This is a genomic window from Sphingomonas sp. Sphisp66, from assembly GCF_047324325.1.
Lineage (GTDB): Bacteria > Pseudomonadota > Alphaproteobacteria > Sphingomonadales > Sphingomonadaceae > Sphingomonas.
On the sequence record NZ_CP168508.1, the window covers coordinates 91,584 to 114,890 of the forward strand.

Consider the following 23,307-nt stretch of genomic DNA (forward strand, 5'->3'; position numbering starts at 1 on the left):
TAAGCCGGGATTATGCTGATCAGCCGAAGGGTTATTGCGGTGGACCGTCGGGAACTTATCGTTGCGATTGCGGGACTTGCAGCGGGAAGTGCATGCACCGCACGGCCCCAGGAGGGTGATGCTGCGCTGCGTCCGAGCCTGGTCGTCGAGGCCGAAGGGCCGGGTCGCTGGCGGATCCGCAGCTGGCAATGGCGCGGCGATGCCTGGCGGCCGGCGATCGCGCGGGCGGTGCTGGGGGCTGGCGGGATTGCGGTTTCCGGGAAGATCGATGCGGCGAGCCGGGCGGAGGTGCTGGGTCGGTTGCGAGCCTAGGGCTCTCCCCGTCTCCAATCGTCACCCCGGCCTTGTGCCGGGGTCCACCGGGAGGCGAGCGTTTGACAAGAGGCTCTAGCGTCTCCGGTGCGGCGCTGTGGACCCCGGCACAAGGCCGGGGTGACGTTCTTGAGAGGGGTTAGCCCTTAGCGACACCCGGCTGCCCCGAGGCACGCGGCGTCTCCCGGCCCGGCGCCAGCGCGCTGCGGTATATCGCCAGCGTGTCCTCCGCCGCCTTGTCCCAGCTGAACCGCGCCCGCACCGTGTCGCGGTCGATCTGGAACTCCGCGCAGTCCGCATCGAGCCGCTCGGTCAACGTCGCGACGTCGCCGGCCGGGAAATAGTTTCGCGCGTCCAGGGCGATGTCGAGATTGGCGGGGATGTCGCTCAGCAGCATCGGTGCGCCGCAGCTCGCGGCTTCCAGCGCCGCGATCGGCAGGCCCTCGTGATAGCTGGGCATCACGAACAGCGCGGTGTTCTCGTAGAGGCACTTGAGCGTCGCGCGTGACTGGACGCCGGCGAAGATCACCCGGTCGCCGGCGCGCTCGAGCAGCGCGCGGGCATAGTCGCTTTCGTGATCGGTGGCGCCGGCGATGACCAGCTTGGCGCTGGAGTTCGACGCCTCGAACGCCTCGATCAGGTCGTGCAGGCCCTTTTCCGGCACCAGCCGGGCGACGGCGAGCAGGAACTTGCCGCGCTCGACGCCGATCCGCTCCAGCACCAGATCGGGATCGGCATCGCCGGGCAGGTCCGAAGTGCCGTTGGGGATGTAGCTGATCGTCTGGGCGCGGGCCGGGAACTGGCGCTTGAGCTGCGTCGCCAGCGACGGCGAGACGGCGATCACTCTATGCGCGAAGTTGAGTGCCAGCCACTCGCCGCTGCGCAGCGCGGTGCGGGCGATCTTGCCCCATTTGGCGCGGTGATAATCGGTGCCGTGATGCGTCACGATCACCTTGAGCCCGAGCAGCCGGGCGAAGGGGGCGAGCAGGCCGGGGCCGATCGCATGGATGTGGATCAGGTCCGCGCGGCGCTTGCGGGCAGAAAGCACCGCGAGGAAGGTCGAGACGATCGCCTCGAGATGCTGTTGGCGCGGGCAGGGGATGCCGATGATCTCGACGCCGCGATGCTCGTTCACGGCCTCGGGAAGATAGGGTGCGCGGCCGAGCACCACCGAACGGTGATCGGGCCATAGCGCCTTGATCCGCGGCAGCAGCTCCTCGCAATGGCTCTCGATTCCGCCCATGACATGGGGGAAGCCGCGCAACCCCGTCACGCAGATGGTCGGCGGGCCATCGGCACCGCCGGTAGACGCACTTGTCCGTTGCAGCATGTCGATACTCCGTACTCGCCCGGCCGGTTTTCCCGGCTCAGGCCACCGCTGCCATCGGCCCTCTTCCACCCTGTTCGATTTCGCTCAGATACCAGTCGACGAACCGCTCGATGCCCTGGGCGAGCGAGACCTTGGGGCTGTATCCGGTGAGCGCGCGGATCGCCGAGATGTCGGCGAAGGTCGCGGTCACGTCGCCCGGCTGCATCGGGCGCATCAGCTTGACCGCCTGGCGGCCGAGCGCGCGCTCGAGCGTGGCGATCATGTCCATCAGGCCCACGGGATCGCAGTCGCCGATGTTGAGCAAGCGGTGCTCGCCCGCCGCCGGCGGCTTGTCGAGCACGCCGACCACCCCGTCGACGATGTCGTCGATATAGGTGAAGTCGCGCGCCATCCGGCCCTCGCCATAGACCTCGATCGGTTGGCCGAGCAGGATCTTCTGGGCGAAGCCGAAATAGGCCATGTCGGGCCGGCCCCAGGGACCATAGACGGTGAAGAAGCGCAGGCCGCTCATCCGCAAGCCGTAGAGCGTCGCATAGCTCTGACTCATCAGCTCGCAGCTGCGCTTGGTCGCCGCATAGAGCGAGACCGGCGCGGTGCAGGGCTCGTCCTCGCGGAAACCTTCGCCACCCAGCGGCCGCTCGCCATAGACCGAGCTGGACGAGGCATAGACGAGATGCTCGACATTGCCCGCCTGGCGCGCCGCCTCGAGCACCGCGAGATGCCCTTTCAGGTTGCTGTGCTCATAGGCGAAGGGATTCTCGATGCTGTAGCGCACCCCCGCCTGTGCCGCGAGATGGACGATCCGGCGCACGCCGTTCCCCGCCACCAGCTCGGCGAGCAGCTCGGGGCTGGCGATGTCGCCGCGGACCAGGCGGAAGTCGAAATTGTCGACCAGCCGCGCGACCCGCGCCTCCTTCAGCGACACGTCATAATAGTCGGTGAAATTGTCGAGCCCGATCACGCGCTCGCCGCGTGCGAGGAGCTGCTCGGACACCGCATGGCCGATGAAGCCAGCGGCGCCCGTCACGAGGACGGGGCCGCCGGCGCTCACGCTGCCTGCCTGTCGTTCGCGGCTTCGGCGTCTTCCCGCTTGCCCGGCCGGCCGACGCTGACATAGCGCAGGCCCGCTTCCTCCGCCTGGGCGGGCGGATAGATGTTGCGCAGGTCGACCAGCACCGGCTCGGCCATCGTCGTCGCGAGGCGCTTGAGGTCGAGCGCGCGGAAGGCGTCCCACTCGGTGACGATCACCGTCGCCGCCGCCCCTTCGGCCGCGGCATAGGGCGAGGTGGCGTATTCCACGTCCTTCAGCACCGCCTCGGCGGCGGACATGCCCTCGGGATCATAGGCGCGGATCTTCGCACCGGCGTCCTGGAGCGCCTGGATGATCGCGATCGACGGCGCGTCGCGCATGTCATCGGTATTGGGCTTGAAGGTGAGGCCGAGCACCGCGACCGTCCGGCCGCGCACGCGCCCGTCCATCGCCGCCAGCACCTTGCGGCCCATGGCGCGCTTGCGCTGGTCGTTGACCGCGATCGTCGCCTCGATCAGCCGCAGCGGCGCGTCGTGATCCTGCGCCGTCTTCATCAGCGCCAGCGTGTCCTTGGGGAAGCAGGAGCCGCCATAGCCCGGGCCGGCATGGAGGAACTTGGCCCCGATCCGGTTGTCGAGCCCGATGCCGCGCGCGACTTCCTGGACGTCGGCGCCGACTTCCTCGCACAGGTCCGCCATCTCGTTGATGTAGGTGATCTTCATCGCGAGGAAGGCGTTCGCGGCGTACTTGATCAGCTCGCTGGTCCGCCGGCGGGTGAAGACGATCGGCGCCTTGTTGAGCGAGAGCGGGCGATAGACCGCCTCCAGCGGTGCGCGGGCCCGGTCGTCCTCGATGCCGATGACGACGCGGTCGGGGCGCTTGAAGTCCTCGATCGCGGCGCCTTCGCGCAGGAATTCGGGGTTCGAGGCAACGGCGAACTCGGCCGCCGGATTGCACTCGCGGACGATCCGCTCGACCTCGTCGCCGGTGCCGACGGGCACGGTCGACTTGGTGACGATCACGGTGAAGCCGTTCAGCGCGCCGGCGATCTCGCGGGCGGCGCCGTGGACATAGGAGAGGTCGGCATGGCCGTCGCCGCGCCGGCTGGGCGTGCCGACCGCGATGAACACGACGTCCGCCGCGCCGACCGCTTCGGAAAGCTCGGTGGTGAATTCGAGATTGCCTGCCGCGACGTTGCGCGCGACGAGCTCGTCCAGCCCGGGCTCATAGATGGGGATTCCGCCGGCACGGAGCCGGCCGATCTTGTTCGCGTCCTTGTCGACGCAGGTCACGTGATGGCCGAAATCGGCAAAGCACGCGCCCGAAACCAGCCCGACATAGCCGGACCCGATCATAACGATACGCATTACGCACTGCTCCCTGATACGCGGAGACGATACTAATTCTGTTGCGCCTGCGAACACTCATCCTGTGTCGTGGTGCCGTCAACTTGCCAGCTTTGAGCTGAGGGAAATCGGCGGCGAAATGAATTGTGCTTCATTTTACCGGTCGATTGGGTTGCGGCGCACAAATATTGCGCCTTCGCAACGAATGGCTTGCGCCTCTGCTAGAACGGCGGCGTGGCAATTCGGCTCCGCCCATCGCAAACGCTTCGGCCTGATCTTGCCACGCATGGGCGGCGGAGTAGGATCGAATGCGACAAGCCGTGGGACGATGAGGATGCTCGAAGCGCAACGCGCGGCGTTTTTCGCCGAGCTGCCGGTATTGCCGGCGATCCGCCGCGATCGGCTGCGGCGTGCCGCCCTGATGATCGAGCAGCATGCGCCGGCACTCTGCGCCGCGCTCGCCGGCGACCAGCCGAATCAGGATGCCGAATCGGCGATGCGCACCGAAGTGGCGCCGGCGCTCGCGGCATTGCGCGAGGCGATGGCGAATGTCGCCGCCTGGATGCGGCCCAAGGGCGGGCGGGGCCTGCGCGCCTGGCTGGGGCTGGGCGGCGACTATGTCGAATATCAGCCGATCGGGGTGGTCGGCATCGCGGCCCCGGCGGCGCTGCCGCTGTTCCGCACGGCGAGCATCCTGGCGAGCGTGCTCGCCGCGGGGAACCGGGTCGCGCTGGGCTTCGATGCCGCGCCGCGGCTGGGCCGGCTGATCGCCGAGCTGGCCCCGGCATTCTTCGATCCGCTCGAGCTGGCGGTGGCCGGCGACCTTGCGGGAACGGACCTGCTGGTGACGAGCGAGCCCCAGGCCGAGGGGATCGCGATTCCCCGCTCGGGCAAGTCGCCGGTGATCGTCGGACGCTCGGCCGATTTGCGGAAGGCGGCCGGCCAGGTGATCGCCGCCAAGCGGGTGAAGGGCGGGCGCGTACCGCTCGCGCCCGATCATCTGCTGGTGCCCGAGGAGCAGGAAGAGGCGGTTGCCAACTGGCTGTGGCGCGCCGCCATGCAGCCGGGCGAGGCGGGGACATTGTCCGCAGCCGAGCAGGCACGGGTGACGCGGCTGCTCGACGATGCCCGGGCGCGGGGCGGCGAAGTGCTGACCGCCGAGTCGCGCGGCGGCGGGATGCCGCTCCACATCATCCGCCACGCCAGCGAGGACATGCTGGTGATGCGCGAGGAGATTGCCGGGCCGGTGCTGCCCCTGCGCAACTATGCCGGGATCGGCGACGCGATCGCCGCGATCCATCGCCGCCCGCCGCCGCTCGCCATCTATTATTTCGGGCGCGATGCGGCCGAGCGCCGGCATGTGCTGGAGCGCACGCTCTCCTCGGCGATCGCGATCGACGCGGGTGCGGTCGGCGCGCGCAGGGCGGGGATGACGCTCAACATCGGCGAGGGCGAGGCCGGGTTCCGCTGGTTCAGCCAGGCGCGGCATGTCTACCGCGCGCCGCGCTCGCGCGCGTCCCCGCGCGAGGGCGGCGATGATCTCGGCGGCGCGGCGCCCGCGCTGCACTGACCCCGGCGGCGCCACGCCGCGCCGCAAGCGGCTGGCGTCCCAGACCGGCGCCTGACTAGCCCAGTGCATGACTTCCCGCCTGGTCCGGATCGCCGCCGAGGGCGAGCCCGTCTATGTCGTCCATTCGGGCGCGGCCTATCGCGGCGTGCATGCCCGCGATGTCGGCAACGGCCTGTTCGTGATCCGCGATTCGGTGCGCGGTGTGCAGATCTCCGACGTCGAGGTCGCCGGCGGCTACCGGGTGATCGAGAACACGTCGGTCCCGCGCGAGGCGGGCGCCGATATCGTCGGGCTGCGCGTCCAGGGCGCGAAGGCGAGCGATCTGCGCCGCAGCTTCGCCCGCATCCGCTATGGCAGCCATGACGGAGTGATCGCCGACGTCACCGCCAGCGGCACGCTGACCACCGGCGCGCACGATTTGCCGGTCGGCATCGCCTTCGCCGATACCGCGCACGACTTCCGGCTCGATCGCTGCACGATGCGCGGGTTCCGCTGGAAGCGCGGCGACAGTAAATACTGGAATGGCGATGGCTTCTCGACCGAGCGCGGCAATGCCCGGATCCTGTTCAAGCAGTGCGCCGCCTGGGACAACAGCGATGGCGGGTTCGACCTGAAGTCGACCGACAGCCTGCTCGACGACTGCACCAGCGGCCGCAACGCGCGCAACTTTCGCCTCTGGTCGAGCATCCGCGCCACCCGGCTCACCAGCGTGAACCCGCAGAAGATCGGCGGGATCGGCGACACCAATCATTTCGCGATCATGGCGGCGCAGGGCCTGCGCGTGCCGCTGGTGATCCATATCGAGCATCTGGTGGTCCGCAGCGACAAGGCCTGGCCGATCTTCGACGTGCATGACGGGCCCGCGCGCATCGTCATCGGCTCGCACGACATCCAGGTGCCGCCGGGCACGCCGCTGGTCCGCCCGCGTGGCAAGGGCTCGGTGCCGGGCGGCGTCTCCTTCGCAGGTACGCCGCCAAAGCTTTGAGATGGTCCGGACGCAGTTCGGACACGCTTCGACGCCAGCCCCTTGCTGCAATGCAGCGGAAAGGCGCAGCGTTTGTTTGTCAGGGCTTGGCGATCGTGTTTGTGGATCCGACTGACCTGTATGGGTTGCGTATCTGCGAGTTCGGCTCGCCCTGATGGATGTTGCTGGTCTTCCGGGGGGACCCAGCACCCATGAAAGGGTGGAAGATGCGAAGAGTACGCAAAGCGGTTTTCCCCATTGGTGGCCTCGGAACCCGGTTCCTTCCGGCGACCAAATCCATGCCCAAGGAGATGCTTCCGGTCGTCGACCGGCCGCTGATCCAGTACGCCGTCGACGAGGCGCGCGAGGCGGGCATCGAACAGTTCATCTTCATCACCAGCCGCGGCAAGAGCCTGATCGACGACCATTTCGATCATGCCTTCGAGCTGGAAGAGACGATGACCCGGCGCGGCAAGTCGCTCGACGTGCTGCATGGCACGCGGACCTCGCCGGGCGACATCACCATCATCCGCCAGCAGGAGCCTCTGGGCCTCGGCCATGCGGTGTGGTGCGCGCGCAGGATCGTCGGTGACGAGCCCTTCGCGGTGCTGCTGCCCGACGACCTGATGGTCGGCGAGCCCGGCTGCCTCAAGCAGATGATCGACGCCTATTCGGAAGTGGGCGGCAATCTGATCTGCACCGAGGAAGTCGCGCCCGAGGACACCCGCAAGTACGGCATCGTCACCCCGGGCGCGCGCAACGGCGCGATCACCGAGGTGCTGGGCCTGGTCGAGAAGCCGGCACCGGAGGTGGCACCGTCCACGCTCGCCATCATCGGCCGCTACATCCTCCAGCCCGAGGTGATGGAGATATTGGGCAGCCAGGAGGAAGGTGCCGGCGGCGAGATCCAGCTCACCGACGCGCTGGCGCGGATGATCGGCCAGCAGCCGTTCCACGGCGTCACCTTCCAGGGCAAGCGCTATGATTGCGGCGACAAGAGCGGCTTCGTGACCGCGACGCTCGCGCTTGCGCTCGCCCGGCCGGACCTTGCGCCGGCGGTGCGCGCCTTCATGGCCACGGCGTGATATGGACGCAATCACGAGGCGCCCGCCGCCCCGCATCGAGGCGGATCCGCAGGTCGATCGCGGTGCATTGATCGACCTGCGCCATGTCGGCGCGGTGCTGCGCCGACGATGGATGATACTCTGTGCGGCAATGGTCGCGGCGATCGCAGTCGCCGCGGCCGCCTATCTGGTCGCCGAGCCGCGCTACCTCGCCACCGCGCAGGTAGCGCTGGAGCGCACGGCCGAGCGGGTGATCAATGTCGATTCGGTGGTGCCGACCACCGATCCCGATTCCGCCGCGGTCGATACCGAGGTGCAGGCGCTGCGCTCGCCCGAGCTGATCGGGCGGGTGGTCGATCGCCTGCGCCTCGATCGCGATCCTGCGTTCAACAAGGCGGTGGTGCCGGGCCAGCCGGCACCGGCACAGCCCGACCTGATCGGCCGCCAGCGCGCGATCGGCACCTTGCTGGGCGGGCTGACCGCCAAGCGCGACGGCCTGTCCTATGCGATCAGCGTGTCGTTCGAAGGCAGCACCCCGGTGCAGGCGGCGCAGATCGCCAATGCGATCGTCGACGACTATGTCTCGGGCCAGGCCGGCTCCAAGGCCGATGCGACGATGCGCGCGCGCAAGTTCCTCGAGCAGCGGCTCCAGCAGCTGCGCGCCCAGGTGCTGGGTGCCGAGCGGGCGGTCGCCGATTATCGCTCGGCGCACAATCTGTTCGCCGTCTCCAATGCGAGCACGGTGACCCAGCAGGAGCTTTCGGGCCTGTCGACCCAGCTCGCCCAGGCCAAGGCGGAAAATGCCGCGGCCCAGGCGCGCCTCTCGGCGGCCAGGGCCCAGCTGCGCGGCGGGCGTAGCGGCGAGGAGCTGGGCGATTCGCTCGATTCGCCGGTGGTCAGCCAGCTGCGCTCGCAGCGGGCCGAAGTGGCGCGCGAAGTGGTGGCGCTGGAGAAGCGCTATGGCCCGCGTCACCCGGACCTGGTCCGCGCGCAGAGCCAGCTCCGCGTCGCCGACCAGGCGATCGCCGCGGAAGTGCAGCGCATCGTCTCCAACGTCTCGATCCAGGCGAACATCGCCAGCCAGCGCGCGGCTTCGCTCGCCGGCTCGGTGGCGCAGTCGCAGGGCAAGCTGGCCAGCGACAATGAAGCCTCGGTGCGGCTGGGCGAGCTGGAGCGCAACGCCGAATCGTCGCGGACGCTCTACCAGGCGTTCCTCGACCGCTACCGCCAGACCGTCGCCCAGTCGGGGCTGGAGCGCAGCGATTCCTACATCGTCAGCCGGGCGCGGGTGCCCAGTGCGCCGAGCTCGCCCAATGCGCTGATCTATGCGGCGATGGCCGTGGTCGGCGGCCTCGGCATCGGCGTGCTGCTCGTGGTGCTGCTGCAGCTGCTCGAACGCGGGCTGGAGACCAGCGACGCGATCGAGGACACGCTGGCCCTGCCGACGCTCGCCTCGATCCCCGATGCGAACACGCTGCCGGGCTATCGCAAGTCGGGCCCGCCGGCGCCGCCGGCGGAGCTGCTGCTCAAGCGGCCGCAATCGACCTTTGCCGAGGCGTTCCGGACCTTGCGCACCTCGATCCAGTTCGCCGAGGCGAGCAAGCCGATCCGGGTGGTGGCGATCACCTCCTCGGTGCCGGGCGAGGGCAAGACCACCACTGCGATGGGCCTGGCCCGGGCGGCGGCGGCGGCAGGCAGCAAGGTGCTGCTGATCGACGCCGATGCGCGCCGGCGCGCGTCCAGCCGCCAGTTCACCGACAATGTGAAGCTGGGGCTCGACGAAGTGCTGGCGGGCAGCGCCACACTCGAGCAGGCGATCGTCAAGGACAGCCTGTCCGATGCCTGCGTGCTGCCGCAGCGGCTCGATTCGAAGGGTATCAGCCTGGCCGAGAGCCCGAGGCTGGCCCAGCTGATCGAGCAGGTGCGCGAGCGCTACGACCTGGTGATCCTCGACACGCCGCCGGTGCTGCCGGTCGACGAGGCGCGGGTGATCGCCAGCATGGCCGACGGCGTGGTGTTGCTGGTGCGCTGGCGCCGGACGCCGTCCAAGGCGGCATCGGTGGCGCTCCGGCGGCTCTACGACGTCCATGCCGAGCTGCTCGGCGCGGTGCTGACGCTGGTCGATGTGCGCGAGCAGGAGCGGGCCGGATACGAGCATGGCGGCAACTTCATGAAGGCCTATCGCCATTATTATGCCGATTGATCGGGCGGCGTCGTGAACGCGCAGGCGCTGCCCTATGGCCCGGCCTTCGGGCTCGGCATATTGCTACCGGTCACGGCGCTGCTGCTCGTCCCCCTCGTCATCGCGGCGCGGCGGGCGGGCAGCATGGCCGGCGCCTTCGTGGTGGTGGCCTTGTGGTTGCGCTACATCGCCGGCGCCTATCACCTCTACATGTTCAAGCCGTTCGCGGCGGGGCTGTCAGGCAACGCGCTGCTCTCGATCGGGGTGACCGGCTTCGGGCTGCTCTTCGTCGTGCGGCCGGCGAACCTGGCGCTCAAATGGCTGTTGCCGGTCTATGCGTTGGTGGCGCTGGCGCTGGTCAGCGCGGTGCTCAACGGCGATCCGGCGGGCGGCATCAATGCCGGCGTGAAATATGCGTACATGACCGTGATCATCGTCGCGGTGTTCCAGGCGCTGCGCATCGACCCTGCCGCGCGCTTCCTCAGTTGGGCGATGGTCTCGTTCCTGCCCCTGCTCGTCTTCCAGGCGCTGTCGCTGGCACTGCACCTGCCCAAGGGATCGGAGGATGGTGACGGGCTGGTGTGGATCGGCGGCTACAACCATGAGGCCGCCTTCTCGGTCGCGATGATGACCGGCTTCCTGGTCGGCTGCTTCGCCAAGTCGGCGCCGCGCCCGATTCGGGTGGCGTTCCTCACCGCGACCTTTCTCGGCATCCTGCTCGCCGGCTATCGCACGACGATCCTCGCCTTCGCCCCGCTGGCGCTGGCGGTGTTCCTGAGCGGGCTGACGCTGAGCGTGCGGCGCGACCAGCGCGTGCCGATGGCGGTTACCGCCGCGGTGGGCGGGCTGCTGCTCGTCTCGGTCGGCGTGCTGCTCTACAGCGCCAAGTTCGCCGATCTCGGCGCCTTCCTCTCGGACCCCACCGCGCTGATCAAGCCGCCGCGCGACTTCGACTATCTCGAGCGCCAGGTGATGTCGGCCCGCCCGCTGATCTGGAGCAGCTACATCTATGCCTGGGCCGACGGCACCCCGCTCCAGCACCTGTTCGGCTTCGGGCCGGAAAGCTGGGAGGGGCTGTTCAAGGTCTATCCGCACAACACCCTGGTCGGCACGCTCTACGAGCTGGGCTGGTTCGGCGTGGCGGCGATGCTGGCGCTTTGGACGGTGATGTTCACCGCGGCGATCGCGGCGCGCGGCGAGCGGTTCAAGCTGCTCGCGGCGCATTTCGCCTTCTTCCTGCTCAACATGGCGACGATGCCCTTCTGGCAGGTGGAGGGGCTGGCGATGTACGGCCTGCTCTGCGGCTACACGATCTATGCCGCACGCACCGCGCAGGTGCCGCGCCCGGGACCTATCCGCCTGGTCTATGCCTGAACAAGATGGGGCCTGACCGGGCGGGAGCCCCCTAAGGGGCTGTCTTGGCTTGATTTGTTGTAATGGTCGGGGCGACAGGATTCGAACCTGCGACCCCCACACCCCCAGTGTGATGCGCTACCAGGCTGCGCTACGCCCCGACCGAGGGAGCGGCCTCTAGGCCGGACCGGCGCGGGATGCAAGCCATTGGCGACAATAGTTGCGCCGACCTGTGCCGCATGTTAGCGCGCCGCGCTTGAACGGAGGCGGATTCCACCGCCCACGAAAAGACATCATCAGGACCTCATGCTCATCACGCCAGCACATGCACAGGCCGCAGGCGCGGCAGGACAAGCCAGCCCGATGGGCGGTATCCTCGGCCTAGCGCCGCTCGTCCTCATTTTCATCGCCTTCTACTTCCTGATGATTCGCCCGCAGCAGAAGCGGATGAAGGATCTTCAGAACGCCGTGAACGCGGTGAAGAAGGGCGACCAGGTCGTCACCGGCGGCGGCCTCGTCGGCAAGGTGACCAAGGTCGACGAGAACGAGGTCGAGGTCGAGCTCGCCCCGAACGTGAAGGTCCGCGCGATCAAGGCCACGCTCACCAGCGTGCTGCCCGCCGGCGGCGCCAAGCCCGCGAACGACTGATGCTCGACTTTCCTCGCTGGAAGATCACGACGATCCTCACCGGCATCGCGATCATGATCGCGCTGTCGGTGCCGAGCTTCTTCCCCAAGAGCGCGCGCGATCATTGGCCGAGCTGGGTGCCCAAGCCCGCGATCAACCTCGGCCTCGACCTCGCCGGCGGCAGCTTCCTGCTGTTCGAGGCGAACACCGATGACGTGCGCCAGGCCAAGCTCACGCAGATGCAGGAGCAGGTTCGCACCGAAATGCGCCGCGATCCCAAGATCGACATCGGCGACATCTCGATCCAGGGCGGCAAGGTCAGCTTCATGCTCCGCGACCCGTCCAAGGTCGATGCCGCCCGCGAGAAGCTGCTCGCGATCACCGGCACCGGCGTCGGCAACACCGGCCAGCGCCAGTGGGACGTCGCCGTGGTCGATTCGAGCCGCTTCGTGCTGACGCCGACCGATGCGGGGATCACCGAAGCGATCGACACCGCGATGAGCGATGCGCGCGAGATCATCGAGACGCGCATCAACGCGCTCGGCACGGTCGAGCCGACCGTGATCCGCGAGGGCAGCAACCGCATCGTCGTCCAGGTGCCCGGCCTGCAGGATCCGAAGGCGCTCAAGGAGCTGGTCGGCAAGACCGCCAAGCTCGAGTTCCGCCTGGTCGACACCACCGCGGACCAGAACGCCGTCCAGCGCGGCGAGGCCCCGGCCGGCTCGGTGATCATGCCCTATCAGGCGGGCGGCAACGTCGCCGTGCAGCGCCAGGTGATGATCACCGGCGACATGCTCGTCGATGCCAAGCAGAGCTACGACCAGCAGAGCGGCGCCCCGGGCGTCACGCTCGAGCTCAACGGCGCCGGCACCAAGCGCTTCGCCAAGGTGACGCAGGAGAACAGCGGCAAGCCGTTCGCGATCATCATCGACGGCGTCGTGATCTCGGCCCCGAACATCAACGAGCCGATCCTCGGCGGCAGCGCCGTGATCAACGGCGGCTTCACCGTCGACAGCGCCAACCAGCTGGCCATCGCGCTGCGCTCGGGCAAGCTGCCGGTCGAGCTCAAGGTCGTGCAGGAATCGACGGTGAGCCCCGAGCTCGGCGCCGATTCGATCCGCGCCGGCATCACCGCTTCGATCATCGCGATCGTCGCCGTGATCGCCTTCATGATCCTCACCTATGGCCGCTTCGGCATCTATGCGACGCTGGCGGTGACCATCAACGTGCTGATCATCCTGGCCGTGATGGGCCTGATCAACGCGACGCTGACGCTGCCGGGCATCGCCGGCTTCGTGCTGACCATCGGCACCGCGGTCGACGCCAACGTGCTGATCAACGAGCGCATCCGCGAAGAGCGGCGGCGCGGGCGCAGCGTGAGCCAGTCGGTCGAGCTCGGCTACAAGGAAGCCAGCCGCACGATCTTCGAAGCGAACGTCACCCACGCCATTGCGGGCCTGATCATGGTGATCCTCGGTTCTGGCCCGGTGCGCGGTTTCGCGATCGTGCTTCTGATCGGTATCGCGACTTCGGTGTTCACCGCCGTCGTGTTCACCCGCATGCTCGTCACGATCTGGTTGCGCCGTAATCGGCCGACCGAAATCCACATTTAACGGAAGCGACGCGCATGCGGCTCCTCAAGATCATCCCGGACAACACGAACATCGGGTTCGTACGCGTCCGCTTCATCGCCTTCGCGATCACCATGCTGCTCACCATCGCCGCCGTGGCGCTGGTGGGCGTGCGCGGGCTCAACATGGGCGTCGACTTCGTCGGCGGCGTCTCCATCGAGGAGCAGTTCCAGAGCCCGCCGCATCTCGACCAGGTACGTGAGACGGTGAACGAACTCGGCTTCGGCGAGGCTGCGCTCCAGCAGCTCGGCGGCGCCAACACGGTGACCATCCGTCTGCCCGTGCCCCATTCGACTGCGCCCGACGCCGTCGACAAGATGGTGGAGACGGTGAAGGCGGCACTGGCGGCCAAGTTCCCCGGCGCGAAGTTCAACACCTATTCCACCGTCTCGGGCAAGGTCTCGGGCGAGCTGGTGAACAAGGGCGTGCTGGCGGTGATCCTGGCGATCGTCGGCATCGCGATCTTCTCGTGGTTCCGCTACGAATGGCAGTTCGGCGTGTCGACCGCGGTGGCGATCATCCACGACGTGCTGATGGCGCTCGGCTTCTTCGCGCTCACCCGCATGGTGTTCGACCTGAACATCGTCGCCGCGGTGCTGACGATCATCGGCTATTCGATCAACGACAAGATGGTGATCGACGATCGTATCCGCGAGAACATGCGCAAGTACCGCAAGATGGGGATGAGCGAGCTGATCGACCTGTCGGTCAACGAGACGCTGCCGCGTACCGTGATGACCTCGCTGACGATCATGCTCGCGCTCGCCTCGCTGCTGATCTTCGGCGGCCCGGTGCTGCGCGGCTTCACCGCGGCGATGATGCTCGGCATCGTCGTCGGCACCTATTCGTCGATCTACGTCTCGTCGTCGCTGCTGATCACGCTGGGCCTGAAGCCGGGTCCGCGCGAGGAGAAGCCCTCGGCGGCGACCGGCGCCGAGCGCGTGGGTCCGCGCGAAGGCGCATAATATGGAAGTGAAGCGCGCCAGCGCGGAGGGGCCGGTCATCTCCGGCTTCTCCGGGCGCGGCTTCCGCGTCGACGAAGGCGTGTATGAGGGGCTGCTGATCACCCCCGAGCGCGCCGATGGCTGGGCCCCGCCGCCGATCGCCGAGCTGACCGAAGCCGATCTCGCACCCGTGCTGGGGCTCGATCCCCGGCCCGAATTCCTGCTGCTCGGCACCGGCAAGACGCTGGTCCGCCCGCCGCGCGCGCTCACCGCGGCGCTGGGCGCGAAGGGGATCGGGATCGAGGCAATGGACAGCCGCGCCGCCGCCCGCGCCTGGGGCGTACTGCGCGCCGAACTGCGCTGGATCGCCGGCGCCCTCTACCCGCTGGATTGACCTTCTCTAGATCCTCCCTCGGCGGAGCCGGGGGAGGGGGACCATTTGCGTAGCAAATGGTGGAGGGGGCATCTCCGCGGGCAATGTCGCCTGGGGCCGGGGCCCCTCCACCACTTCCTTTGGCAAGCGGTCCCCCTCCCCCGCTTCGCGAGGGAGGATTTTAGGGCTAGGCTCCCCCTCAAAGAGAGAGGGAGGGACCAGATGATTCTCGCGCTTGCGCTGGCCATGGCCGCTGCGTCGGACACGCCCGACTATCGCAACACCGCCAACTGGCTGTGCCGTCCGGGCCGCCAGGATGCCTGCGCCGCCGATCTCTCGACCACGGTGATCGCGGCCGACGGCAAGCGCAGCGTCGAGCCGTTCAAGGCGGCGACCGATCCCAGGTTCGACTGCTTCTACGTCTATCCCACCATCTCGCTCGACACGACGCCGAACAGCGACCTGGTGCCCGGGGCCGAGGAGCAGCGCGTCGCCCAGTTCCAGGTCGCGCGCTTCGCGAAGAACTGCCGGGTGTTCGCGCCCGTCTATCGCCAGGTGACGCTCACCGCGCTGCGCAGCATCATGGGCGGCGGCACGCCGGCGATCGACCGCGAGATGGCGTACAACGACGTGAAGGCGGCGTGGGACGATTATCTGGCCCATGACAACAAGGGCCGCGGCGTGGTGCTGATCGGGCACAGCCAGGGCTCGCTGGTCCTCACCCAGCTGCTCGGCCGCGCGATCGAGGGCACGCCGGCGCAGAAGCAGCTGGTCTCGGCGATGCTGATCGGCAGCTCGGTGCCGGTCCCGATCGGCAAGGATGTCGGCGGCCTGTACCGGACGATCCCCCTGTGCCGCAGTGCCGACCAGGCGGGCTGCATCGTCACCTATGCCAGCTTCCGCGCCGATTCCCCGCCGCCGCCGAGCAGCCGCTTCGCCAAGGGCGACCGGCCGGGCGTCGAGGCGGGCTGCACCAACCCCGCGGCGCTGGGCGGCGGCAAGGCGGTGGCGCATGCCTACCTCAATGCCGGCGGCAACATGCTGGTCCAGGGACCGGCCGAGGCGTGGAGCAAGGACGGCGGCGCGGTGACGACGCCCTTTGTGAGCCTGCCCGGGCTGATCTCCACCGAATGCGTCAGCAAGGACGGGTTCAACTATCTGGCGGTGACGGTGAACGCCGACCCCGCCGATCCGCGCACCGACACGATCCCCGGCGACATCAAGGTGGGTACCGCGATCCTCAAAGACTGGGGCCTGCACCTGATCGACATGAACGTCGTGCAGGGCGACCTGGTCGACCTGAGCGCCCGGCAATACCGCGCCTGGGCGAAGACGCGCTGAGGCCTCGCCACGCGGCCGACGAATCCCACCACACCGTCATCCCGGCGAAAGCCGGGATCTCAGGCGAAGGCGCGGGACGCGGGACAAGAGCCGCACGAGATCCCGCCTTTCGCCGGGATGACGGATATTTTGCTGTCCTCCGCGCCACGGGTTGCAATGTAGGATTCCGCCTGTTGCACTCGCGCAGCCGAGCCCAGAGCCCGGCCGCTTTTTGAGGCAGTAGGAAAGATAGGACTCCGTCCGCGCAACAAAGCTGCGAGATGCGGCGCGCTCGCGGCAACCGTGTCAACTTAAGCGCCGCGAAAACCCGCTTCTGGCGTGTACTTCGTGGACTTTGGCGAGTCCGCCCGGCGCGCGCGGTTGGAGATCAGCGCGCCGGCACGACCCGCGCCAGCAGCAGACGCCAGAGCGGGATGGTGATCAGCGCGACCTGGCCGAGCGGCGGCACGAACAGGCTCGTCACGAACGCAGTCAGCGAGCCCAGCAGCGCCGCCAGCCCGCGCAGGCGGATCATCCGGGGCTGCTCGGCAGGGATGTGTTCATCGACCACCGGCGGCGCGGTGAGGATGCGCTGGACCAGGATGTTGAAGATCGAGATCAGCACCATCCAGCCGCAATAGAAGGCGGCCGGCACGCGGTGGCCATAATATTCCGACGCGAAGGCAGTGAAGAAGGGCATCGCGGCGATCGCGCTGAGCAGCAGCAAATTGGGCCCGAACAGCTTCGGGCTCCAGTGGCGCGCGCAGGCAAAGGCGCGGTGATGGCCGATCCAGAACAGGCCGATCGCGAAGAACGACACGAAGAAGCCGATGAAGTTCGGGATGAGCTTGGCGAGCCCCTGCAGGAACGCTTCGTCGGTATAGGGCGCCGCGACATGGGGCACGTGGATCTCGATAACCAGCAGCGTGATCGCGATCGCGAACACCGCGTCCGAAAAGAACGCCATGCGCTCCAGCCCATGCGCCGGCGCGGCGGCGTGCGGCGTTTCCCTATCCTGCATCGATCTGCCCCCTGTTGGGCCCGGTGCCTAGCAGAGGATCAGCGCGTCGTCTTGGGCGGCGTTGCCTTGGTGCGGCGCGTGGTGGCGCGGGGCTGGGCAGCGGGGGCCTTGGCGGTGGCAGGCTTGCGCGGCTTGGGTGCAGGCTTGGCTGCCTCGACCGTCGCCACGGCAGCTTCGGCCTTGGCGGGGGCCTTGGCAGGGGCAGCCTTGGGCTTCGCGGCGGCCTTGGGGCCCGCAGGCTTGGCCTCGGCTTTGGCAGCGGGTGCCTTAGCCGGGGCGGCCTTGGCGGGCTTCGCAGCCGCGGGCTTGGCCGGGGCCTTTGCTGGAGCAGCTTTCGCAGGCGCCTTGGCGGCAGGCTTGGCTTCCGTCTTGGCGGGAGCACTGGCGGCGGGCTTGGCGGCCGCAGGCGCCTTGCGGGCACGCTTCACCACCGGCTTCGCCTCGGCGGCGGCTGGCTGGGGTGCGGGCGCCGGCGCGGCTTCGGCCGGTTCGGCTTTCCTGGCTTCGGGCTTGAGCTTGGCGGCGAGCGCTACCAGCCCGGCAGCGAGCAGGTCGTTGACCACCGGATGCTTGGCCAGCGCGTCGAGCTGCTTGCGCAGCTCCTTGGGCAGCTTCAGCCCGCCGATGCTCTTGGGAAGGAAACCCTTCTTCTCGGTCTTCGGCTCGCTGGCCTTCTTGTCCTTCTTGCCCGCCATCACTCGGTCTCCACCGCAAGTAACCTGACTGTCACGAATGTCATGGAGCGGCGCGGGCTAGTCAACGCGGAAATGGATCATTCGTCGTCCGCGTCGAGATCGGGATCGAATTCGAACTCGATCTCCAGGTCGCCGGGGCCGATCGGCGCCTCCTCCTGCGGCAGGATGTAATAGACAATCGGGGGCGCATCGGCAGGCGGCAGCGTCAGGTTGCGAAAGGGATTCATCGACTTTCTCTCCGTCCCGCCCCGGGAACGAACGGCGAGCGGGGCTAGGCGGTTCCGCCCTGGCCCGTGAGGCGGGTGAGAAAGGCGTGGAGCCGGGCGCTGTTGGCGGCCCAGGTGAAGGGCTCGGCGACGGCGCGGGTGTCGGCGGGGGCGGGCGGCGTGGCGATCAGTTCGGCCAGCGCCCGTGCAAAGGCAGGTGCGGTGCGCGGGACGACGCGGCCGGCCGCCGGTCTGGTCACCACCTGGCGGGCACCGCCGACATCGGGGATGACGATGGGGGTGCCGCTCGCCAGCGCTTCGAGCCAGGCATTGGCCAGCCCCTCCCGCTCCGAGGCCAGCGCCATCGCGTCGGCTGCCGCCAGCGCAGCCGCGACCCGCTCGGGCGGGACAGAGCCGAGCAGCCGGACCCGCTCGCCAAGGCCCAGCCGCTCGATCTGCGCTTCGAGCCGCTTGCGGTCGGGGCCCTCGCCGGCGATCCACAGCGCGACGCCGGGCAGGGTGGCGACTGCGTCGATGACGATGTCGTGGCCCTTGAGCGGGATCAGCGCGCCGACCGAGAGGACCAGCGGGCCGGTCACCCCGAGCTCGGCCTTGGTCGCAGCGCGGTCGCGCGGCGCGAAGCGGGCGAGGTCGACGCCGGTGGCGATCGCCTCGATCCTGTCGCCCGGGATGCCTATGGCGATCATGTCGTCGCGCATCGCCTCGCTCACCGCCAGCACGCCTTGGGCAGCCTGGCCAGCGGCGATCACCTGCGGGCCCACATGCCTGCGCCTGCCCCAGTCATGGATGTCCGACCCCCGCGCCTTGATCGAGACGGGCACCCCGAAGCGCTTGCCGAGCGCGACCGCGGCGGGGCCGTCGGGGAAGAAGAACTCGGCGGAGATCACGTCGAAGGGGAAGTCCCTGCGGATATCTTCGAGCAGCGGGGTCAGCGCCGTGGCCAGGGCGCGGGCATGGAAGCGGCCGCCGGTGCCGGGCAGGTTGAGGAAGCGGGGCCGGTCGACCGTCAGGCCCTTCCACTGCTCGTGCCGGGGCAGGGCGGCGAGCGCGGCGTAGCGGGACAGGCGGGAGAGTGGGAAGGGGGGCAGGCCGAGCGGGGCGACGACGCGCACCTCGACATCGTCCCGTGCGGCCAGCGAGAGCGTCTGCCGCTCGACGAAGATGCCGAAATTGGGCCGCGACGCATCGGGGAAGAGCGTCGAGAGGACGAGCAGGCGGAGCATGGCCCAGCGCTATAGCGCGCAAGGGTTAATGTCCGCATTCCCGGTAGAAGCGGCCCGCCCGGCGCGGTGCCGGGCGGCCCGCCTTCATGCCGGGCTTAGCGGCACTTGCGATCGCCGCTCCGCTCGATCTCGCGGCCTGCGACTGCGCCGGCGGCGGCGCCGAGCAGCGTGCCGACGGTGCGGTCGCCACGGGTGTCGATGGTGCGGCCGACCAGCGCGCCGGCCACACCGCCGACCACCAGGCCGGTGGTGCCGTCGGGCTTGCGGCAATAGCGGCGACCGTCACGGCCCTTCCACTCGCGATAGGCATAGCGCTTGCGATAGCGGCGGTCCTGCGAATAGGCGCCGTCGGCACCCGCCTTGGCGATGGGGGCGGCATTGGCCGCGACCGGCACGACACTGGCCGAGGGCAACGCCACGGCGAGGGCGCCGAGCGCCAGAATCAATTTACGCATGTCTCACTCCTGATGATGCAGTTTCGGGCAAACCGGACCATGAACGTTTCGTATCCGCACTGGTTTCATTAACCGAAAACAACAAGCCGTTCATCCCGGAGGCAGCAATGGACGAAGCAAGGGCGATCATCGAGCGGCTCGGCCTGGCGCCGCATCCCGAGGGCGGCTGGTACCGCGAGACGTGGCGCGCGGCACCGGGCGGGGACGGGCGGTCGAAGGGCACGGCGATCCATTTCCTCCTCGAACAGGGCCAGCGCTCGCACTGGCACCGGGTGGATGCCGACGAATGGTGGCTCTGGCATGCCGGCAGCCCGCTCGACCTCCACATCGCCGACGCTGCGGACCAGGATCCGGCGACGACCCGGCTTGGCGGCGAGGTGATCGCCGGCTATGCGCCCCAGTGCCTCGTCCCGGCGAATCGCTGGCAGGCGACCGAGGCGCCCCATGGCTGGGCGCTGGTGAGCTGCATCGTCGTTCCGGGCTTCGATTTCGCCGGGTTCGAATTGGCACCTCCTGATTGGGCTCCCCGCAAGATTATTACCTAGTTCTCCACGTTATCCACAGTCTTCACAGGTTTGCAGGTGAAAATCCTGCTTTGCGCGACTCGGGTTCGATGACACCATCATATCTGTAAGCAGAACGGTCCAGCGGCGGGAAACCAAAGCAAGATCAGAAGCTTACACGGGCCGGAAACGGTGCAGGTGCCTTCGGGAAACCGCATCGGGAACGGTTCGGGGATGTGAAGTTCCTGCAGGTTGCGAAACCGAAGTGCCGCCCAGGCGCTGCCGAGGTTTCGAGGGACGGCGGAGCACGGCTCGACCGGAAAGCGGAGCATGACGCGCAAGCGGCGTGCGAAGCGAAGGTGGACCGCGGCGCGCAAGCGAAGCGGGAAACGAAGCGGAAGGCAGCGCGCAAGCGCGGCTCGAAGCGGATGCGGAAAGCGGCACGCAAGTGCGGTTCGAAGCGAGAAGGGCGGGACGGAAAGGGACGATGTCCCGGTTCGCGGAAACGGGTGCGCAAGTGCCCGGCTTCGGGGGCGGGGAAACGGACCGCCGGGAGACCGGCCAGCCGGATGCAGCGCGCAAGCGATGCGGAAGGACCTGGAAGGATCGAGCGGAGAAAAGCATCCAGCAAGGCTTCCGACTTCCGGCCCCCGGCCGGAGAGACGAAGCGGGCCGCCGAGGCTGGTAACCGCAACTCCCCTTCGGGGTGAGTGGAGAACGGCCAGCCTCGACGACCGACCCGAAGCTCGCATGCCCTTGCCGGCGCGAGTGGAGGAGCCGCCGAAACCATGCCGATGATCCGTCCGGGTCCACGGCAGCAGTCCGGCGACACGGGGCCTGGCAGCAATGCCGGGCCCCTTTTGCGTTCTGGGGCGTGGCGTTTGGTCGGGCGCTCGGGGGGCTTCTCGCTCTCTTTCGCGGCGAAGGCTGGTGGCTTCGGAGGCCTTTCCGCACGCCGTGCGCGCCATCGATCTGCGCAAGAATTCGCAAGTCTGGGCCCCGGCCTTCGCCGGGGAGAAGCTTGTCCGAAAGACTGCCGCTTGCCCCATGGCACCGGCAAAGCAGGCGAAATCCTACATTGCAAGCGCCATGGGGTGGGGTGTCTCAGAGCAGGGTGGCGTCGAGCTTGCTCTCTGCCTTGAGCAGCTTGGAGACCGGGCAATTGGCATGGGCGCCGGCGGCCAGCGCCTCGAATTGCTCCTGGGCCAGGCCGGGGACGCTGGCCTTGAGGGTCAGGTCCGAGCGGGTGATGGTGAAGCCGTCGCCGTCCTGCTCGAGCTTCACGGCGGCGCTGGTCTCGATATTGCCTTCGCTGAAGCCGGCGCGGGCCAGGGCGAAGCTGAGCGCCATGGTGAAGCAGCCGGCATGGGCCGCGGCGATCAGTTCCTCGGGATTGGTGCCGGGCTCGTCGCCGAACCGGGTGTTGAAGCCGTAGAACTGGTCCGTCATCACCCCCGACTGGGTGGTGATGTGGCCCTTGCCTTCCTTGCCGAAGCCTTCGTAGCGGGCAGTGGCGGTACGGGTCGTCATGTCTCGGTTCTCCCTCATGGCCGGGCCCCTGATCTAGGGCATCAGGGCCCCGGCTTGAAGGTCCCCGTTCGGGTTAGCGGCAGCGCATCTCGCCCTTGTCGACCGAGGTGCCGACCGCGCCGCCGGCCGCCGCGCCGATCAGTGCGCCGAGCACTTCGGAGCCACCCGGAGCGATGATCGCGCCGAGCACGCCACCCGCCGCGGCGCCGACCACCAGGCCGGTGGTGCCATCCGAGCGGCGGCAATAATAGCGGCCGTCCTGGCCCCGATAGACCCGGTCGTTGCGGCTCAGCCGATACTCGCGGTAGCTGCGGTCGTCGCGATAGTAGCGATCGGCATAATAGCCGCCATAGGACGGATCCGGGCGGTTATAGTCATAGCTGGAATAGCCATAGCCGCTGCCGGGGCGGCCGCCATAATCGGTACAGCCGGCCAGTGTCGCCGCGGCGGCGAGGCCCAGAATCAGGATACGCATCTCTCTCCTCCTCCATGGACCCGCTCGCATTGGGGAATGCACGGGGAGGCCGAAAGTTTCGCAGCCATTACAAAGACTCCGCACCCGGACCCGCGGTGGCGAGGGCGGGGCGGAACTGCTCGCGCTCCGACGCCGGGACCGGGGCGGTGGGATCGGGGCGGAAGGCGTCGAGGGCGCGCTCCGACCCGTCGGGATGGGTATCGCCCATCAGGTCGGTCGGCTCGGTGCCCTCGGCCGGGCGGCGCAGCAGCCGCCATGCCCCGAACGCCGCCGCACCCAGCACCGCCACGGCGAGCGCGCCGAGCGAGGCGACGCCGGCGGAATGCGCCGTGCGGTTCGCCGGAGCCTTGCTTGCCGCCGGTGCCTTGGCCCTGGGCTTGCGCGCCGCGGGCTTGGCGGCGGTGGTGGTGCGACGCCTGGCCGGCGTGCCGGTGGAAGACTTGCGCGTGGTGGCCATCGAAATTCCTCTCTGACTCAAGGGGTTTCGACGGGAAACGGGCGGGCGGGGCGAGCGTTCCCGGCCCCGCCGCCCGGCGACCCATTGGCTTTGTCAGCCCTGTTCCTTGCCCGTGCACTCGCCGGTGCGCCTGGCATCCACGGTCGCCGAGAACTTCGCGCCGTCGCCCTCGGTCTTCACTTCGGTGTGATAGGTGGTGGCCGTATAGTTGCCCTTGACCGTCATCACCTGCTTCTTGCCCTCGCGGGTGCAGGTCATCTTCGCATCGATGGTGCCGCCGGCCAGGGTGAAGTGATCGTAGCGGCAGCTCTGGTCGCCGCCGAACATGCCGGCCTTGGGCGACTTGACGTCTTCCGGCGTCACGCAGCTGGTGACCGTCTGGCCCTGCTGCATCTTCTCCTTCATCGCCTTCACCGTCTCTGCCGGCATCTTGTCCATGTTCGGCATGTCGATATCGGCGACGATCTTGCTCTCCCACGCACCGGGAGAAATGAAACTGCCCGATGCCGCCGCGGCGGCGACCTTGTTCGAGACTTCCTCGACCGAGGCATTCTTCGCCGTGACATTCGGCCCGGAATTGCAGGCCGCCAGCACCAGCGGCAACAGCATGACGATATGCTTCATGGACATCCCCTTTTTGGTTGGAACATGCCCCCGCCCCGGGGCGGACCATAG

Annotated in this window: 23 protein-coding genes and 1 tRNA gene; 11 read left to right on the forward strand and 13 right to left on the reverse strand. The window is 68.4% G+C overall.

The annotated features are described in order from the left end of the window. Positions 1–451: 451 nt before the first annotated feature. The 3 genes from ACEN8G_RS00405 to ACEN8G_RS00415 are packed head-to-tail and all read right to left on the reverse strand — an operon-like array spanning position 452 to position 4,039. On the reverse strand, positions 452–1,642 hold the full coding sequence (locus ACEN8G_RS00405; protein ID WP_413417815.1) for a glycosyltransferase family 4 protein: 1,191 nt from the start codon (positions 1,640–1,642) through the stop codon (positions 452–454). A 37-nt stretch (positions 1,643–1,679) separates the two neighbouring features. Continuing rightward, positions 1,680–2,693, reverse strand: a complete 1,014-nt coding sequence (locus ACEN8G_RS00410; RefSeq protein WP_413417813.1) for an NAD-dependent epimerase/dehydratase family protein — start codon at positions 2,691–2,693, stop codon at positions 1,680–1,682. Beyond that, the gene (locus ACEN8G_RS00415; protein WP_413417811.1) at positions 2,690–4,039 is read right to left on the reverse strand and encodes a UDP-glucose dehydrogenase family protein; all 1,350 of its coding nucleotides are present in this window, start codon (positions 4,037–4,039) and stop codon (positions 2,690–2,692) included. The genes ACEN8G_RS00410 and ACEN8G_RS00415 overlap by 4 nt, the downstream gene beginning before the upstream one ends. Before the next feature lie 313 nt (positions 4,040–4,352). Here ACEN8G_RS00415 and ACEN8G_RS00420 point away from each other — a divergent pair, with 313 nt between their 5' ends. The 5 genes from ACEN8G_RS00420 (at position 4,353) to ACEN8G_RS00440 (ending at position 11,172) form a co-directional block, all read left to right on the forward strand. Continuing rightward, positions 4,353–5,588: an aldehyde dehydrogenase family protein gene (locus ACEN8G_RS00420; RefSeq protein WP_413740709.1), complete on the forward strand. Its 1,236-nt coding sequence runs from the start codon at positions 4,353–4,355 to the stop codon at positions 5,586–5,588. A gap of 67 nt (positions 5,589–5,655) precedes the next feature. After that, positions 5,656–6,573, forward strand: coding sequence for a hypothetical protein (locus ACEN8G_RS00425; RefSeq protein WP_413417335.1), 918 nt, complete (start codon positions 5,656–5,658; stop codon positions 6,571–6,573). Positions 6,574–6,779: 206 nt separating this feature from the next. Further along, a complete protein-coding gene (locus tag ACEN8G_RS00430; RefSeq protein WP_413417333.1) occupies positions 6,780–7,637 on the forward strand; it encodes a UTP--glucose-1-phosphate uridylyltransferase in 858 nt (285 codons plus the stop codon). 1 nt (position 7,638) lies between these two features. Further along, entirely contained in the window at positions 7,639–9,819 is a 2,181-nt protein-coding gene (locus ACEN8G_RS00435) for a GumC family protein (protein WP_413417331.1), read from the forward strand. 12 nt (positions 9,820–9,831) lie between these two features. Then, positions 9,832–11,172, forward strand: a complete 1,341-nt coding sequence (locus ACEN8G_RS00440) for a hypothetical protein (protein WP_413417329.1) — start codon at positions 9,832–9,834, stop codon at positions 11,170–11,172. A gap of 63 nt (positions 11,173–11,235) precedes the next feature. On the opposite strand, the gene ACEN8G_RS00445 is transcribed toward ACEN8G_RS00440, so the two are convergent. Continuing rightward, a tRNA-Pro gene (locus ACEN8G_RS00445) sits at positions 11,236–11,312 on the reverse strand. Between the two features lie 145 nt (positions 11,313–11,457). Here ACEN8G_RS00445 and yajC point away from each other — a divergent pair. The 5 genes from yajC (at position 11,458) to ACEN8G_RS00470 (ending at position 16,067) form a co-directional block, all read left to right on the forward strand. Further along, the gene (gene yajC / locus ACEN8G_RS00450; protein WP_413417327.1) at positions 11,458–11,799 is read left to right on the forward strand and encodes a preprotein translocase subunit YajC; all 342 of its coding nucleotides are present in this window, start codon (positions 11,458–11,460) and stop codon (positions 11,797–11,799) included. Beyond that, positions 11,799–13,391: a protein translocase subunit SecD gene (gene secD / locus ACEN8G_RS00455; RefSeq protein ID WP_413417325.1), complete on the forward strand. Its 1,593-nt coding sequence runs from the start codon at positions 11,799–11,801 to the stop codon at positions 13,389–13,391. Before yajC ends, secD begins: the two co-directional genes overlap by 1 nt. 14 nt (positions 13,392–13,405) lie before the next feature. Further along, positions 13,406–14,374, forward strand: coding sequence for a protein translocase subunit SecF (gene secF, locus ACEN8G_RS00460; RefSeq protein ID WP_413417323.1), 969 nt, complete (start codon positions 13,406–13,408; stop codon positions 14,372–14,374). Between the two features lies 1 nt (position 14,375). After that, a complete protein-coding gene (locus ACEN8G_RS00465) occupies positions 14,376–14,747 on the forward strand; it encodes an Mth938-like domain-containing protein (RefSeq protein ID WP_413417321.1) in 372 nt (123 codons plus the stop codon). 201 nt (positions 14,748–14,948) lie between these two features. Further along, complete coding sequence (locus ACEN8G_RS00470; RefSeq protein ID WP_413417319.1) at positions 14,949–16,067, forward strand: DUF3089 domain-containing protein; 1,119 nt, start codon at positions 14,949–14,951, stop codon at positions 16,065–16,067. A 367-nt stretch (positions 16,068–16,434) separates the two neighbouring features. On the opposite strand, the gene ACEN8G_RS00475 is transcribed toward ACEN8G_RS00470, so the two are convergent. The 5 genes from ACEN8G_RS00475 to ACEN8G_RS00495 all read right to left on the reverse strand — a co-directional run bounded on the left by ACEN8G_RS00475 (position 16,435) and on the right by ACEN8G_RS00495 (position 19,667). Then, on the reverse strand, positions 16,435–17,067 hold the full coding sequence (locus tag ACEN8G_RS00475) for a TMEM175 family protein (RefSeq protein WP_413417317.1): 633 nt from the start codon (positions 17,065–17,067) through the stop codon (positions 16,435–16,437). Between the two features lie 38 nt (positions 17,068–17,105). Beyond that, positions 17,106–17,762: a hypothetical protein gene (locus ACEN8G_RS00480; RefSeq protein WP_413417315.1), complete on the reverse strand. Its 657-nt coding sequence runs from the start codon at positions 17,760–17,762 to the stop codon at positions 17,106–17,108. 77 nt (positions 17,763–17,839) lie between these two features. After that, positions 17,840–17,989 carry a hypothetical protein gene (locus tag ACEN8G_RS00485; protein WP_413417313.1) on the reverse strand — a complete coding sequence of 50 codons (150 nt, stop codon included), beginning with the start codon at positions 17,987–17,989 and terminating at the stop codon, positions 17,840–17,842. 44 nt (positions 17,990–18,033) lie between these two features. After that, positions 18,034–19,212 (reverse strand): glycosyltransferase, encoded by a 1,179-nt coding sequence (locus tag ACEN8G_RS00490; protein WP_413417311.1) that lies wholly within the window; start codon positions 19,210–19,212, stop codon positions 18,034–18,036. A 95-nt stretch (positions 19,213–19,307) separates the two neighbouring features. Continuing rightward, positions 19,308–19,667 carry a glycine zipper 2TM domain-containing protein gene (locus ACEN8G_RS00495; protein ID WP_307119705.1) on the reverse strand — a complete coding sequence of 120 codons (360 nt, stop codon included), beginning with the start codon at positions 19,665–19,667 and terminating at the stop codon, positions 19,308–19,310. Positions 19,668–19,774: 107 nt separating this feature from the next. Here ACEN8G_RS00495 and ACEN8G_RS00500 point away from each other — a divergent pair, with 107 nt between their 5' ends. Next, positions 19,775–20,212, forward strand: a complete 438-nt coding sequence (locus ACEN8G_RS00500) for a cupin domain-containing protein (protein WP_413418545.1) — start codon at positions 19,775–19,777, stop codon at positions 20,210–20,212. 1,062 nt (positions 20,213–21,274) lie between these two features. On the opposite strand, the gene ACEN8G_RS00505 is transcribed toward ACEN8G_RS00500, so the two are convergent. The 4 genes from ACEN8G_RS00505 to ACEN8G_RS00520 all read right to left on the reverse strand — a co-directional run bounded on the left by ACEN8G_RS00505 (position 21,275) and on the right by ACEN8G_RS00520 (position 23,256). Beyond that, entirely contained in the window at positions 21,275–21,700 is a 426-nt protein-coding gene (locus ACEN8G_RS00505) for an OsmC family protein (protein ID WP_413418543.1), read from the reverse strand. 73 nt (positions 21,701–21,773) lie between these two features. Beyond that, positions 21,774–22,175 carry a glycine zipper 2TM domain-containing protein gene (locus ACEN8G_RS00510; protein ID WP_307119708.1) on the reverse strand — a complete coding sequence of 134 codons (402 nt, stop codon included), beginning with the start codon at positions 22,173–22,175 and terminating at the stop codon, positions 21,774–21,776. Positions 22,176–22,242: 67 nt separating this feature from the next. Further along, the gene (locus tag ACEN8G_RS00515) at positions 22,243–22,632 is read right to left on the reverse strand and encodes a hypothetical protein (protein WP_413418541.1); all 390 of its coding nucleotides are present in this window, start codon (positions 22,630–22,632) and stop codon (positions 22,243–22,245) included. A gap of 93 nt (positions 22,633–22,725) precedes the next feature. After that, the gene (locus ACEN8G_RS00520; protein ID WP_413418539.1) at positions 22,726–23,256 is read right to left on the reverse strand and encodes a DUF3617 domain-containing protein; all 531 of its coding nucleotides are present in this window, start codon (positions 23,254–23,256) and stop codon (positions 22,726–22,728) included. Positions 23,257–23,307 lie beyond the last annotated feature (51 nt).

What these genes read in the sequence shown, in the direction of transcription:
- ACEN8G_RS00405 (WP_413417815.1), bottom strand. Translation starts at nt 1,642, where the DNA reads ATGCTGCAACGGACAAGTGCGTCTACCGGCGGTGCCGATGGCCCGCCG.
- ACEN8G_RS00415 (WP_413417811.1), bottom strand. Translation starts at nt 4,039, where the DNA reads ATGCGTATCGTTATGATCGGGTCCGGCTATGTCGGGCTGGTTTCGGGC.
- ACEN8G_RS00420 (WP_413740709.1), top strand. Translation starts at nt 4,353, where the DNA reads ATGCTCGAAGCGCAACGCGCGGCGTTTTTCGCCGAGCTGCCGGTATTG.
- ACEN8G_RS00425 (WP_413417335.1), top strand. Translation starts at nt 5,656, where the DNA reads ATGACTTCCCGCCTGGTCCGGATCGCCGCCGAGGGCGAGCCCGTCTAT.
- ACEN8G_RS00430 (WP_413417333.1), top strand. Translation starts at nt 6,780, where the DNA reads ATGCGAAGAGTACGCAAAGCGGTTTTCCCCATTGGTGGCCTCGGAACC.
- ACEN8G_RS00435 (WP_413417331.1), top strand. Translation starts at nt 7,639, where the DNA reads ATGGACGCAATCACGAGGCGCCCGCCGCCCCGCATCGAGGCGGATCCG.
- yajC (WP_413417327.1), top strand. Translation starts at nt 11,458, where the DNA reads ATGCTCATCACGCCAGCACATGCACAGGCCGCAGGCGCGGCAGGACAA.
- secD (WP_413417325.1), top strand. Translation starts at nt 11,799, where the DNA reads ATGCTCGACTTTCCTCGCTGGAAGATCACGACGATCCTCACCGGCATC.
- secF (WP_413417323.1), top strand. Translation starts at nt 13,406, where the DNA reads ATGCGGCTCCTCAAGATCATCCCGGACAACACGAACATCGGGTTCGTA.
- ACEN8G_RS00465 (WP_413417321.1), top strand. Translation starts at nt 14,376, where the DNA reads ATGGAAGTGAAGCGCGCCAGCGCGGAGGGGCCGGTCATCTCCGGCTTC.
- ACEN8G_RS00470 (WP_413417319.1), top strand. Translation starts at nt 14,949, where the DNA reads ATGATTCTCGCGCTTGCGCTGGCCATGGCCGCTGCGTCGGACACGCCC.
- ACEN8G_RS00475 (WP_413417317.1), bottom strand. Translation starts at nt 17,067, where the DNA reads ATGCAGGATAGGGAAACGCCGCACGCCGCCGCGCCGGCGCATGGGCTG.
- ACEN8G_RS00480 (WP_413417315.1), bottom strand. Translation starts at nt 17,762, where the DNA reads ATGGCGGGCAAGAAGGACAAGAAGGCCAGCGAGCCGAAGACCGAGAAG.
- ACEN8G_RS00485 (WP_413417313.1), bottom strand. Translation starts at nt 17,989, where the DNA reads ATGAATCCCTTTCGCAACCTGACGCTGCCGCCTGCCGATGCGCCCCCG.
- ACEN8G_RS00490 (WP_413417311.1), bottom strand. Translation starts at nt 19,212, where the DNA reads ATGCTCCGCCTGCTCGTCCTCTCGACGCTCTTCCCCGATGCGTCGCGG.
- ACEN8G_RS00495 (WP_307119705.1), bottom strand. Translation starts at nt 19,667, where the DNA reads ATGCGTAAATTGATTCTGGCGCTCGGCGCCCTCGCCGTGGCGTTGCCC.
- ACEN8G_RS00500 (WP_413418545.1), top strand. Translation starts at nt 19,775, where the DNA reads ATGGACGAAGCAAGGGCGATCATCGAGCGGCTCGGCCTGGCGCCGCAT.
- ACEN8G_RS00505 (WP_413418543.1), bottom strand. Translation starts at nt 21,700, where the DNA reads ATGACGACCCGTACCGCCACTGCCCGCTACGAAGGCTTCGGCAAGGAA.
- ACEN8G_RS00510 (WP_307119708.1), bottom strand. Translation starts at nt 22,175, where the DNA reads ATGCGTATCCTGATTCTGGGCCTCGCCGCCGCGGCGACACTGGCCGGC.
- ACEN8G_RS00515 (WP_413418541.1), bottom strand. Translation starts at nt 22,632, where the DNA reads ATGGCCACCACGCGCAAGTCTTCCACCGGCACGCCGGCCAGGCGTCGC.
- ACEN8G_RS00520 (WP_413418539.1), bottom strand. Translation starts at nt 23,256, where the DNA reads ATGAAGCATATCGTCATGCTGTTGCCGCTGGTGCTGGCGGCCTGCAAT.